Source organism: Undibacterium sp. Di24W (genome assembly GCF_049340325.1).
Classification (GTDB): Bacteria; Pseudomonadota; Gammaproteobacteria; order Burkholderiales; family Burkholderiaceae_D; genus Undibacterium.
Window position 1 is genome coordinate 478,968 of record NZ_JBMPOP010000002.1, and the last position, 12,536, is coordinate 491,503.

The following is a 12,536-nucleotide window of genomic DNA, read 5'->3' on the forward strand; positions in this document are numbered from 1 at the left end:
AGAGAAACTTGATTAATTCCGGTGATCGAAATTAACTCACTTTAATGGTGTATCAAATCACGTGCGATTTCTGGAGAAATCTCAGCATAAAAGATTTTGCTGAACTTCCTTGCGTGGAAATTCATTTGGGTGATAGAATTTCGACGCACTTAAGTGTGCGTGGTTTCTGAGCGACCACCACTGAGTAGCTGCCTTCTCAGTCGATTAGCTCAAAGGATTCGTCCTCACTCTCCAAATCAATTTACTAACCCTTACTAGTTGCTTGAGGCAGCACGGCCTATTGCGTCGTAGCTAAATTGGAGAGTTTCATGAAAAATCGTTCCCTGTTACGCGCAACGCGTGATGTTTATGTATTGGCAGATAAGCCGAATTCCACGTCCGCCGATTCAACAAAATACTGGTCCATAAAAATTGATGGTTTGGATCCAGCCGACATTCGTTGCGCTGTAAATCATCTGCGTGAAAAGCAGCTCGAAAATGCTCAAACTCACGAAGAAAGACAAGCGCTGAAAGCGACCTCGCTTTATGACTCTATCGCAAAATCGCTGGGTGCAAAGTCCCATCGACATTGGTTAAATGAAGAATATCCGAAGATCCAAAAGTTTCTGGATGAGCATGGGATGCATACGCCAACTGATCTCATTAAATGGCAATTTCGACCTGGATTTTGTGATGCTTTGACTGCTCGAAGATTGGCTGACCGCTTTTTCAGCTCCGAATTGCCGCTACCTAAACGCATGTTCACTGGCGTCGGTTCATATTTATTCGCCCCTAGTGGTTATGGTCGTATGGATGTACAAGAAGTGGCGGGTCAATACTTCGACACCGATGAAGCTATATATGATTATTGCGTTGCATTGGCTGAACAAAGAGTTTTGCGTGCTGTGCATATGCGCGACGGTTGCCAACTTTCCTTTCTTGATTTAACAGGTAGGACATTGATGCTTCACGCAGTTTCTGAGTTCATTGGCTCAATGTACTGCTTGATCGGCGACAATCTCATGGATCCAATGATCAAAGAACCCGTAATGAGATCCTACAATATGAGCATCCTAGAGAAGGAATTTGAGTTGAAGGTATTCCACTTATTCCGACAAGAAGTTGAAAGCTCAAATGATGGATGGGTGGAAGTAATTCCACTTCCGGACAATTCACATATTGTGTTTCTTAAAGGGAAAAACGGATGTTTTGATTGGATCATTCGCGACCAAAGAGACGAAAAATATTCATCAAATAATCTTTACCCCTTTTTTAGAAAAGAGGAATTGCCAAGCGCCATCAGCCAAAATAAATTGGATGCACATTTGTATTTTTCAACAGGCAGATGGCAAGAAGAGTTAGAGCATCGGGCGGAGGAAAAGCACTATTTAAATGGTGGGACTGTTCGCACTTGGCCTGGTTATAAAAAGTTAATTGAGAAGGAGCTTTTTGCTGAAGGCTACAATACCCCACGCGTAATTACCGGTAAAACGAATAACTACTTTGTTCCACACCGCTTAGATAAATACTGTTTAATGGTTTCGCCGCTAATCACGATTCGTGAGTTTTTTGAGTTTTACGTTAAGAAGGATTGGGGGCAAACTCGATTGGAACGAGCGAGAGAGGCAAACTGGGATATAGAAAGTAATCTCATGTCTGTTAATTCTGATCCAGATCAGAGTCTTCCGGTAAGTGTAACTTGGCTCGACGCAATTGCATACTGCGGGCTTTTTCAGAGAGAAACCGCGCTTCCCGTGCGTTTACTTTCAGTGGATGAATGGCGTCAAATTGCCCCACCAGCAAAACCTGATCAGAGCGCATTGTCTGCCTTACATACGATTGAAAGGGGCGGTAGCGGTCGTCGGCCACGGGACTCTTATTGGGAGAAAAGAGGCTGGTGTGTAGAAGGTAGTGATCGTCGCTTTGGCAAAGACTCATCCGATTGCTACTCTCCCAATGGCAAATTGCTTTTCAATTCAAATTTTCAATTATTCTCAAATAATGAAGGTTTAGATTTTGTCGAATCCCCTGGATTCGGTGAGTGGCTTGGCGACAGACGCTATGAGAAATCTGCGTTAATAGCAGCTGCTTATGCAGACGAGAAGGCAAGAAGTTCGATTGAGTCTGACTCTCACTCCATTACCTATACGTTGAGAGAAGAAGGATTGAAAACAGGCTTTCGCATCTGTTACATCGCCAACGCCGACGCTTAAGCACCTCACTAGGAGAATATTCATGGTATCACTCCATATGGGAGAGGCGGATGCTCGCCCGCATCTTTCTGAATTGGTTATCAATTGGCATATTACCGAGGTATGCAATTATCGATGTGGTTACTGCTATGCGAAGTGGAATGACGACAGCAAAGAGTTTTTGCATGACTGGGAAAGAACTCAGCGTTTGCTGGATGAAGTATTTTCATTTTTCTCTCCCGATAACTCTTCGAATCCACTTAGAAACCAAATCTCTTGGGGAAGAGTACGTCTGAATTTGGCTGGTGGCGAACCCCTTCTTTATCGAGATAAAGTACTTCGTATCCTTTCGTACTCGAAATCGAAAGGTATTGATACTTCCATTATTACGAACGGGAGTCGCCTTGACGTCGACTTTTTGGATCAGCTCGCATCACATGTTTCAATGTTGGGCTTGAGTATTGATTCAGCCAATAAGGAGCAGAATATTGAAATTGGTCGGACAGATAAGAGCGGTAATCAATTAGGATTGGACTCGATTGCCGACTTGTTCGACCGTGCAAGACAGGTGAACCCAGGCATTAGACTGAAGATCAACACCGTGATCAATGCAATCAATTACAACGAAGACATGCAAGAATTGATCAGTTCGTTAGCTCCACAGCGGTGGAAGGTGTTTCGTATGCTGCCGGTTATCACAAATGATTTGTCGATTTCAAGTTCTGATTTTCAAAAATTTGTCGAGAAACATAAATCACTTGATCATGTCATGTCTGTTGAAGGAAACGAGGATATGAGTGAGTCGTACATCATGATCGACCCACACGGACGCTTCTTTCAAAACAGAATCAGACATCAAGGGTATCAATATAGTAGGTCGATTGAATCCGTTGGAGCCGCGAAGGCGTTCGACGAATTACGTTTGTCGGCAGAAACGTATGCATCTAGATACCGAATGATACCGATCAAGGAGGCAATATGAGGCGCTACAGCTCCTGCAAGGATATTAACAAACTGGTTTCAGGCCTACTGTTAATTGGATGGTCATATCAATCAGGCGGCCATCATGGAAGACTGTATCCGCCGCATAAGCATGTGTTCATTAGTGTTCCCTCTACGCCAAGTGACAGAAGAGGATTCAATAACTTTAAGCAAAGAGTCAGGCGTATGGTATAGAAGTCGATGGAAGGATTCGACAACTACATAGCGTGGTTGTCGAATTTGGTGTTAGTCAGGTAGTGATATATTGAATCAATCGTTCTCGAACAGGGTTTAACGTGATCGGAGATTTTATTTCCGAGGTGTTTTTTTCTTCGAAATGTCTTTTCAAATAGTACTTGATGTTTGTGCTTGGAATTTTCAGTTGTACCTTAACCATCCTATTATCTGCGATGGTTATACTGGATTTAATGTACAAGCTGAGGCGAGATTGCAGACAATGTTACTGGGGATAAAATACTAGCCTGATAAACTCTGACCTTCGGTACTATCGTTTTCATAAATTGTTACTTGGTTAGAAACAAGCATTCGTTTCGACACCTCAATGTTATTACTCCACTTCTCTAGAAATTCTTTGTCCATGTGTTTTGTCCCTACTAATAGTTTTCTTATTCCGATTAAAATTATTGCGCGCGAACAATCACAACAAGGAAAATGAGTAACCACAAGCATTTTGTCGCTAAAGTCATAAATTCCAGACTGGATGGCTGAATATATTAGACGTCGTTCTGCATGCTCTGAATATAGGCATCTATCTTCTTCATTTTCAATATCAGCGTTGTCATACAAAGGATTAATATAGTCGTTGCATGCTTCGGCAATTACCCCTCCCATTTTGTCTACTAAAACTGCACCAACTTTAGTACCTGGTTTCTTGGAAAACAAGGCAATTTTGTTGGCGCGGTCTAGTAATGCTAGTACAGAAAAAGTCATCGATCACCTATCTTTTCAATGCAAACGTTAATTACACCTTCCATATCCATGGTCGATGTATCAATACGGAGCCAGCCTTTGCTCTCGCAAGTCCGCGCATAGTTAGCAATCAGCCGTTCTTGGTAAGATTCATCATTCAAAACCTTAAAATCCATATGACTGATGTAGTTAGGATCTCTTGATTCAAGTCTTTTTCTTTGAGCTTCTTTGTTGATATCAAGAAAAATTGTCATATCAGGAGCCTCAAGATCGATAGATGAGACAGGAATTTTCTCGCAAATAGAATCCATATCGATATTGTTTTTAGAGGCATAACCGATGATTGTGCTATAGAAATACCTCGCACAAATAATCGGGCTTAATTCTGATTCTCTATGCTCCCTAATCTCGCGAGAGAGATCAAAATTTGACGCTAGATAGAATAGAAACCTTCCCTTATCACATAGAGTTTCATCAATATAATTGCGCATATCCTTGAATTTACCTGTTGGACTTTCTAAGTGTCGTGCGCCCATTCGTTTAGCTACGGCCGCACTAATTTCGCTTTTTCCCGCGCCATCTACTCCTTCAAAAACAATAAAAGGAAATTTCATTCATTTCACCGATTGAGTTGGTTGATCTTGAAGGCTTCCATTACGGTATAAAGAAATTCCAACGCAACCTTTTTCCTTAGCAAGAAGAATGGCATCTTTAACGATATCGGTTGTTGCAAAGTTTGGTAAGTTAATCGTTTTTGAAATACCACCATCAATAAAACTTTGAAATTTCGACTGCGTTAAGATGTGCTCCTCGGTGGTTAGCTCATTTGCCGTCACCAAAACATGTTTCATGTCCTTATCAATACAGTCAATCAAATCAAGTTCTTTTCCTGAGATCAGTTCTGCGTAAATAAAGTTGTGATCAATCTTATTTTTGCTGAGTAAATACTTAAATGTGGGCTGGAGTTGACGGACAATAACACCTTGAACATTCTGCTTAATGAGATAGCTGAATACTGGTTCAATTCCGCCAGAAACATTTGCAAGTAAACTTAAAGTTCCATTGGCTGGTATTGCCATCAAAGACGCATTTCTTCTCGGAGCCGCTCCGTTTACGAGTAAGCTTGCACTGCAAAAACCACGTTCCTGTCCCAGTTTTTCGCTTTCATTTAGGAGTGATGATTTAAGCAAAGACATTAGTTTTTCTATGAACTCCAAAGATTCATCAGATCCATACCGAAGGTTCAATAACAAAAGAGTGTCGGAATAACCCATCACTCCGACACCTACTTTTCTACTTTCAAAGCACCTCTCTTGAACAACAATAGACGCATGATCTTGAATGTCATGTAGATTATCTAAGCACCGTAAAGCAATGCGTGCTGTTTTTTCGAAACGCTCAAAGTCAAAAACAGAATTTCTCACAAATTTAGTCAAGTTTATTGACCCTATCAAAGATGATTCATTTTCTCGAAGCAAAGACTCACCACAAACATTGTTAATTAATTTTGTGTTGGAACGTTTATTTTTTTCTGAGCTAAAGGACAAGGAAGGACGACCAGTTCTATGAATTGATTCACAAAGAATGTCCCATAGAGCCTTTGAACCTGCATCTTTATCTCTTAGCTTATCGAAGAAATCATCATCAAATTCAACATTGGTGTGGGTAATTGTCAGGTCTTGGCTAACTTTAATAAAGTCATAAATCATGGGATGCAAATATGATAAAGTTACTGCGCTATGCGCCTTGCGCTTTCTATTAGGATTCAGATTTTCAGTTTGCTTTTCAATGCTTATCGTTGCGGAAACTGGGTCTCCCAATTGCGAAAAATCATAACCGATGCCTCCACAGCCATCATGAATTTTCTTTGCAATATTTAAATCATCAAAATTTGATGGCGGAGACAATACATGGCAAGCAAAAAGATTGACATTGCCATCGCCCTCCGAGTTCATCATAACCGGACTATTTGGAAGAAATGTACCGTCACTCACCAGTTTCATTACCTCTCGCGCCCTTTGCTGTGCTACGACTATATTGGAATATTTTTCTTCTGCCTTAAAAAAGAGCTTTCCCACGCGCTTTGGTAAATCACTCCAATCATAATTTTTACCTGAAGAAAAAAAGCGTGGAGCCAGTATGCCTAGATAAGGGTTATCAATTACCCATTCTGGATCTACTTCGATAAATGAGAAGTGATCTGTGTTTGGTTCATCTTTTAAAGTGTTCATGCTGGATAACATACCTATTTTGAGGGAAGAAAATGGATTGATCTGTCGCGTTAAAGTCGCGCGAATCGATAAATTTGGATGTCAATCCTTAAAACGTTTGTAGAATTCGCAACCGATGGTAGTGATCAATACAATTGGTTGTACCGCCTTTGATAATTACACCAGTTGCTTTACCTATCGAGCATAGCAAATTAAGTCAGAATATCGGCTCAATAGACTAAATCAGAAGCACCCACTAACTGCGATAGAACGTGCTGTGCTGTGCTGTGCTGTGCTGTGCTGGCAATAGTGAACACTAGGGTTGTGGCCGATGCGCTTACTAAATTTGCTTTGCTGGCTACAGTGACAAGAATCCCAGGCACACCTTCGGCGTTAGACGGAACTATTATCCTCTATCAGGCATAGCTAAATATGAATACTAAAAGTATTAAGATTCAAATCGGAAAATACCTTACTTGAACACTCGCCCGTTTCGTCATGATCTGGCTGTCCCCAGCAAGACTGACAGTCACTTTCCACTTCAGACCAATTAGCAGAGAGTTGGGGTAAATAAGTTTTAGCAAATTCAGAGGCGTTTTTGGCCACTGCAATGTCGGGTGAATCTGTTTCGGGCACATGATCTATAAATGCTCCCAAAACTTCAAAACAAAACATTCTATAGTCAATGGTAAACATTAAAAATTCATGCCAGCCAACATCAATTATTTTGCTTGGTTTTAATGGGGTTTTGAACAGTTGAGCGTTAAATTTTGACAAACATAAAAATAATTTAACGTCGGCAAATAATTGCTGTGCTTCGTTATCGCTTAAATTGAAATTTTTTTGAATGCTCGAAACAATCTGTGGAGCATGCCAAGAACGTGCTGCACTTAAAATGGCCTTATGTGTTGCTTTGTCGTGAGAGTTGTTTGGAGTTTGCATTATTAAGCTTTCTAAAAATATTGCCCTAGATTTTGATGATCTATTAATCTAGGATAAGTAAAAAAATGGAATTTTTGGCAATTTAATTCAAAGGTATTTGTCGATTGAAGTAGCCGGTTCAATCGCATTAATTGATTTGTAAAATTTGGTCTTACGGTGAATTGCCATGGAGAATAAACGGCGTAAAAGGTGTCATTTGGAACATTTCACTTAATGCGACTGAGATAGCGCTCACAGCTATTGCAATTTCAAATCAGCGATTAGCTTAGTAAAATCAGGAGAGGTGGGTTTTTCACCATTTTTAATCATGGTGCGCAAGTTTTCATACATCTCAATGATCCAAGGTGCACCCTTTCCGCGAATTAATATTTTGTAATCGCCAAAATAGAAATAGTAATCAAATGGCAAGGTGGACTCTGTAAAAAGTTTGCACAATTCTTTATCGTTGATAATTCGGAAATATGTAGCATCATAAATAATTTCTTTAAAATTACTCACGAAACGCTTCTTCATCGTTTCGCTTATTTTTTTCACGCCACGTCCTGAAACTGTGCGGAAATCTTGTGTTCGTTTAGTGCCTTCGTCGTCGCAATTGATATAACGCGCCAAACCCTCCATTGTTCTAAAAGGGCCGAAAATTGGGTGAATAAAATTACATTCATAATATGAAGACAACATTCGACCTATAAGTGTTTCACCTTCAATATCTATGCGGATATGGGTGATGCCATCGCCGCTGGTTTTTTTGTCATCAGCGCTGTTTATGGGCAGACTAATCACCGTATCAGAGCTATCGGTAACAGGTTTGGATGCTCGAGTCTCTACCTGTATTAAACCTGTTCCAGATAAAAGAGCGGATGTGCCTGCTGATTCAACCATTTGGTAATGCGGAGTTACTCCCGGAAAAGTATGAGGCTGAAATGAGTTTGTAGCGTGCGCGTTATTTGAATTCATTTGGTTTCTCTATGGTTAGTTACTGCTTTTAATCGTGTTGTTAGACATGGTTTCTAGCAAAATTTTATTTAATTTACTTACTTTCTTCTTGAGCGATAAGCTTGCCAAAGAAGTGTATGTACTATAAAACTGATTCCACAACATTGCCATTTGGTTGCGATCGCATGCGCTAATCGCAACTTTAGAGGTGCTAGTTCCTTGCGAGAATTAATGTAAAATAAATTTTTGAATGATTAATTAAAAAATTATTATGGCGAAAATTTCTAATCCGAACTCTCCAGTAGCACTCGCGCTGGAAAGGATTAAAAAAGCGGCGGAGGATTCTAAGGAAGCGGCGAAGGATACGAAGAAAGAAATCCTCCTCGAATCAATTGAAGATGTTGCAGCGAAATTGATTGCAGATTATCCGCAATTCGCAGGTTTCAAACAGCGCAATTTAAGCAAACAGATCAGTGATTTAAATAACGGGAATAATCGTTGGTGGCTGAACGAAAAGAACAAATCTAGAGAACTTTTAGATTCCTTGTGTCAACTTCTGGGAATGGAAGAATATCTACCTCATTTTCTAAAAGATAGAAGTGATAGGTTTAACTTTCCTGGCTTTCATGCCCTCAAACCTTTGGATTTGAAGCTTGAGGATGGTTGGGATATTGGGGAAGCAAAGATCGACATTTGTAATGAAAATTCTCACTTCGTTGAAACTTTAGATTGCTGGCTTTCGACGACGAACAGTCAGACACCGTATGAGAAAAATATAGAATTACTGTATGTACCGGATGCAACCGAGTTTGACATGCTAAGCCACAAAGTCTCTGTGGGGCGCCACAAATATTTGAAGATCAACAGGTTATCTGAGGTCATCGATGGTGAAAATCTAGAATCTTTACGTCGCCACGAACCACTAATCTTAGTTATCAACATAAATGAAAGTAACACTAGCGCAATGCAAGCTATTCGTGCTAACCACAAAGCACCGTTACTCATCATCTCATCAACGCCATTTACGCACCTTAATGACAAATCTAATGCTCTGAAATCAAACGCAACTGATTCACATACCAAACATATAGCTCAGTCACCAGACATGCCTACGATTAGAAACTGGTCATGGCGTTTAAATCAGAATTGGCGTGAATCCTTGGTTGCTTGGGTAGAATCACGTCTAAAAATTGATAAAAAAAGCTTTGATGAATCTCCCTTCTCATATGCTGTGATGAAAGAAATATTCGATGTCTTCGATCCCAGAGAACAATGGTTTACCACCGTCCGTGATGTATTGGTACTGTGTAGCGAAAGCTATAATGGATCTGGTGAAATATCCGTAGCGGAAGGTATGGAAGTAAAGAGTGATGAGAAAAAGGCTGAGGAGAAAAAAGCGGAGGAAGAAAAAGAAAAGGACATGGAATTTGTCATGAAATTTTCCAGAAAAATACCAAGTGAGAATTTTAAAAAAAGCTATGAAGTATTACTTAAGCAGCGGTGGCAGCACTGTTGCATAGCTTTTCAAGGTGAACTCACGCAAGGTGATTGGAAAGATTTGATAAGGGCAGGGAAAGACGATTTGCTATTTTCTTGGACAACGTTTGAGTCGTTAAAAAAAAATGGCGTTATTACCACTGTTACGCAAGGGTATGATTTGAGCGATAGCCTCTCAATGCCCTTAATCTTACGCACTTATTTAGTAAAAACTTTAAACGGAGTTTTAAAAGAAGACTCCGTAGAAACTCTCGATTTAGTAGGTTTTGATAATCAACGACGCCCTTATTTTGATGCTGCGCTTGATTCAGTGAATCCTGACACATTGTTGAAATTAGTAAAGCAGCTCAATACGATGCATAAATCAAAACCAAGAATTGGGTTCAATGAAGCGCTGTTCTTGGCTGTAGGTCGTCGCCTCATTCGAGCAGATGATTTTTTCATTAAAAATGAAAATAATGCTGAGCTATTAACCTTAGCCCGTAATGTTATGACTGAGCAACAGAAATACAGGACAGTTGCTCCCTATTCTCCAATGTCACGCACGATGGAACAGCTTGAATGGTTAAGCATATGCTGGGCATGGAGTTTGGTTCTTCCGAGCAATTTTGATAAAGAACTTTTCTCGGAATGGCTTTTCCTAGGTGGTATCTCAACGGGAAAAAAGGAGTCTTTAGAAGTTGAAGTACCTAGTTGGCTTAAACATCGTCCTGGTTACGATGATCAATTTCGTTTTCGAAACGGGTTGACATACACGATGCAGAACTTCATAGCGATAGCTACCCTTTTAGCTCCGAAGCTAAAAGAAATGCCTGTATTTTTGCCAGAAGTAAATTTCGGCATTCGCCTTGGGCTAATACAGCGTTCATGTGAAGAAGGCTGGGAAGTTGTCCCTTCCAAATGGGATGGTATTCTTCGCCAAGAGTTCTTTGAAGATTTTTTGGTTAAATACGCTGACCAGAAAATGTCTTATGAAAAACCAAAAATTGCAAAACTGTGGTGGCCTTCTTTAGTTAGGCACCTAAGAACTCAAAATAACAATAGCAGTCCCAAATGGGGATATACCGATTATTTTGCATCGAATTCATTGTCGCAAAGTTATTCAAAGTTGATGGCCTGGGTGATGGTTAATTTAGGCGAAGAGAGTAATCTCCTAAATGACTTAGATGATGAAGATCGACACTTTCTCGTCAATTGCCCAAATTCACTTCCCACATTCGTGAAAAAACAATTATTAAAATGGTTGTATGACAATGATATGGTGAATCCACCACAAATTCTGCTTGAAAATGACAGTACGTTACTTCGTTTTGGTAATGAAATGGCGCAAGATTTAGTGATGTTTCTTGATACTTGGGTAAGACGTAATGAAGCTGCGAAATTATTATGGCTCTGGCAACCAGTTGAAACTAGAGATATGTTGAAAGCTGGGAAATTATCTGATGAGGCTTTAAAAGTGTTAATTCTTGAGTCGCCATCCATTGCTATGGATCACGTGATCGAATTGCTGGTTCAACTTAAGAGGTTATTAACACCTAGTGAGGTTCGAAAGTGGGCGCTCGAAAAATTACCTGATTCCCGTCATAATGCGGGAAAGCTAATCGAATTGATTCATCAGGCTAATGAAGAAATTAAGCAAGCAGATGAAAAAAACGTAAGGCTTACTACATTACATTAATTTGTGACATAAGGGTTTCTTGCAAAACGAAATAACTGAATACACATTTGTTCACCTCATGGCGACGCTTCACAGAAACGAAGCCATAATCAGATTCGTAGTCCCTGCAAAAACACTCAACGCGACGCGTCCGATTACGATAAAGCAGGTGATCTATTTGATTGGAATTCAATCTGATAGATTTTATTCTACGGGTGACAGCTGTCTAGTTTAGAAATTTATTTAAAGGCTTCGACATTCACTTAATGTGGTTGTCGAATTTCGAATTGGACTAATACCAAGTCCACCAGATAACAGATCTCGAAGAGTAGAATGTCGTCCGAGATTCTACTTTCGAATTGTTTTTTTCTTAGTATTATCTTGTTCAGTTAGCGACTCGATAATGATCTCTAAGCCCTCATGTGGGTCTGCCCCAATGGCATGGCAATACTTAATGAATTCGACAATCTCAATCTTCTTTCTATCTTGCTCCATCTTGCCAACACTCGTGAAATGCGCACCAATTATGGGAGCAAGATCTCGTAACGTTAACGAAGTTAAAGAGCGCTTTTGCTTCAGCCAATGGCGAAGTTTCTCGTAGTGAGGAGAATAGGATGAAGTTTTCATTGTAGCGATATTAGATACAAGCTACAATGTAGCGAAATTCGCTACAACAATCGGATGTTCAAAATGAAGCAAAAGAAATGCAAAAGTGAAGTATTTGAAATTTTTCGGAACCTGGCAGGCGATGAATTTACTACTGGCCAAGTGCTAGATTCATATATGGCAGCATCTTTTCGTGAGCACACAGATTCGAAAATTGCCCGTCAATTTATTCATAGAACCATTTTGAAACTTGTTTCGAGCGGCGACTTGATCAAGACTAGTGTAGAAGGTCGAAGACATAAATATCGGACGACAAATCAGTTCAATTCGCGCCGCATTGAGTTAAATTCAGCACCCATAATTCCTAACATCAACGATTCGACACGGAAGGTTTCAATAAAGGAGAGTCTGACGGAGCGATTGCATCATCAGAAATTGCAACTATTGACTGCGTTGGGCGAAGCTGAAGAATATGATGCAATCTATAAAGAGATGCCTGAAATGCAAAAGCAAATTCAAGCGCTTTATAACGAATCAAGAGACGAATGCTCAAAATTGCTAGGTAAAGTAAAGGCTATCGAAAACCTCATTTTACTTAGTGCAAAATAA

At 40.0% G+C, this 12,536-nt stretch carries 9 protein-coding genes; 4 read left to right on the forward strand and 5 right to left on the reverse strand.

What is annotated here, in order from left to right:
• The first annotated feature begins 308 nt into the window (after positions 1 to 308).
• Positions 309 to 2,192, forward strand: coding sequence for a hypothetical protein (locus ACO0KZ_RS05600; protein WP_422993591.1), 1,884 nt, complete (start codon positions 309 to 311; stop codon positions 2,190 to 2,192).
• A 22-nt stretch (positions 2,193 to 2,214) separates the two neighbouring features.
• Entirely contained in the window at positions 2,215 to 3,153 is a 939-nt protein-coding gene (locus tag ACO0KZ_RS05605; protein WP_422993593.1) for a viperin family antiviral radical SAM protein, read from the forward strand.
• A 476-nt stretch (positions 3,154 to 3,629) separates the two neighbouring features.
• On the opposite strand, the gene ACO0KZ_RS05610 is transcribed toward ACO0KZ_RS05605, so the two are convergent.
• From ACO0KZ_RS05610 to ACO0KZ_RS05630, 5 genes are all read right to left on the reverse strand, one after another.
• Positions 3,630 to 4,103: a deaminase gene (locus ACO0KZ_RS05610; protein WP_422993595.1), complete on the reverse strand. Its 474-nt coding sequence runs from the start codon at positions 4,101 to 4,103 to the stop codon at positions 3,630 to 3,632.
• Positions 4,100 to 4,696 (reverse strand): deoxynucleoside kinase, encoded by a 597-nt coding sequence (locus ACO0KZ_RS05615; RefSeq protein ID WP_422993597.1) that lies wholly within the window; start codon positions 4,694 to 4,696, stop codon positions 4,100 to 4,102. The genes ACO0KZ_RS05610 and ACO0KZ_RS05615 overlap by 4 nt, the downstream gene beginning before the upstream one ends.
• Positions 4,697 to 6,313: a hypothetical protein gene (locus ACO0KZ_RS05620; RefSeq protein ID WP_422993599.1), complete on the reverse strand. Its 1,617-nt coding sequence runs from the start codon at positions 6,311 to 6,313 to the stop codon at positions 4,697 to 4,699.
• 405 nt (positions 6,314 to 6,718) lie between these two features.
• Positions 6,719 to 7,234 carry a hypothetical protein gene (locus tag ACO0KZ_RS05625; protein WP_422993601.1) on the reverse strand — a complete coding sequence of 172 codons (516 nt, stop codon included), beginning with the start codon at positions 7,232 to 7,234 and terminating at the stop codon, positions 6,719 to 6,721.
• Positions 7,235 to 7,471: 237 nt separating this feature from the next.
• A complete protein-coding gene (locus tag ACO0KZ_RS05630) occupies positions 7,472 to 8,188 on the reverse strand; it encodes a hypothetical protein (protein WP_422993603.1) in 717 nt (238 codons plus the stop codon).
• A gap of 250 nt (positions 8,189 to 8,438) precedes the next feature.
• Here ACO0KZ_RS05630 and ACO0KZ_RS05635 point away from each other — a divergent pair, with 250 nt between their 5' ends.
• Both ACO0KZ_RS05635 and ACO0KZ_RS05640 read left to right on the forward strand, forming a co-directional pair.
• Positions 8,439 to 11,342: a hypothetical protein gene (locus ACO0KZ_RS05635; RefSeq protein ID WP_422993605.1), complete on the forward strand. Its 2,904-nt coding sequence runs from the start codon at positions 8,439 to 8,441 to the stop codon at positions 11,340 to 11,342.
• A 669-nt stretch (positions 11,343 to 12,011) separates the two neighbouring features.
• Positions 12,012 to 12,536 (forward strand): hypothetical protein, encoded by a 525-nt coding sequence (locus ACO0KZ_RS05640; RefSeq protein ID WP_422993607.1) that lies wholly within the window; start codon positions 12,012 to 12,014, stop codon positions 12,534 to 12,536.

What these genes read in the sequence shown, in the direction of transcription:
- ACO0KZ_RS05600 (WP_422993591.1), top strand. Translation starts at nt 309, where the DNA reads ATGAAAAATCGTTCCCTGTTACGCGCAACGCGTGATGTTTATGTATTG.
- ACO0KZ_RS05605 (WP_422993593.1), top strand. Translation starts at nt 2,215, where the DNA reads ATGGTATCACTCCATATGGGAGAGGCGGATGCTCGCCCGCATCTTTCT.
- ACO0KZ_RS05610 (WP_422993595.1), bottom strand. Translation starts at nt 4,103, where the DNA reads ATGACTTTTTCTGTACTAGCATTACTAGACCGCGCCAACAAAATTGCC.
- ACO0KZ_RS05615 (WP_422993597.1), bottom strand. Translation starts at nt 4,696, where the DNA reads ATGAAATTTCCTTTTATTGTTTTTGAAGGAGTAGATGGCGCGGGAAAA.
- ACO0KZ_RS05620 (WP_422993599.1), bottom strand. Translation starts at nt 6,313, where the DNA reads ATGAACACTTTAAAAGATGAACCAAACACAGATCACTTCTCATTTATC.
- ACO0KZ_RS05625 (WP_422993601.1), bottom strand. Translation starts at nt 7,234, where the DNA reads ATGCAAACTCCAAACAACTCTCACGACAAAGCAACACATAAGGCCATT.
- ACO0KZ_RS05630 (WP_422993603.1), bottom strand. Translation starts at nt 8,188, where the DNA reads ATGAATTCAAATAACGCGCACGCTACAAACTCATTTCAGCCTCATACT.
- ACO0KZ_RS05635 (WP_422993605.1), top strand. Translation starts at nt 8,439, where the DNA reads ATGGCGAAAATTTCTAATCCGAACTCTCCAGTAGCACTCGCGCTGGAA.
- ACO0KZ_RS05640 (WP_422993607.1), top strand. Translation starts at nt 12,012, where the DNA reads ATGAAGCAAAAGAAATGCAAAAGTGAAGTATTTGAAATTTTTCGGAAC.